Annotated in this window: 1 pseudogene; it reads right to left on the reverse strand. The window is 48.6% G+C overall.

The features are described 5' to 3' along the window. Positions 1-383 (reverse strand): annotated as a pseudogene (locus ACF8D3_RS04030) (hypothetical protein); the annotation flags it as partial.

Raw genomic sequence — 383 nt, forward strand, 5'->3', positions numbered from 1 at the left:
CCACCTGTAATACCATCAATCACACCAGTGACTAAATCAATCGGGCTACCATCGGTGCCACCTGTGATGCCATCAATCACACCAGTGACTAAATCGATTGGGCTACCGTCAGTGCCACCTGTAATGCCATCAATCACGCCAGTGATGAGATCAATAGGGCTGCCATCGGTTCCACCAGTAATGCCATCAATCACACCAGTCACAAGATCAATTGGGCTGCCATCAGTACCACCTGTGATGCCATCAATCACACCAGTGACAAGATCAATAGGGCTGCCATCGGTTCCACCCGTGATGCCATCAATCACACCAGTGACTAAGTCGATTGGACTACCATCAGTACCGCCTGTAATACCATCAATCACACCAGTGACTAAATCAAT

The organism is Acinetobacter sp. YQ_14 (genome assembly GCF_043102985.1).
GTDB classification, from domain to species: domain Bacteria; phylum Pseudomonadota; class Gammaproteobacteria; order Pseudomonadales; family Moraxellaceae; genus Acinetobacter; species Acinetobacter venetianus.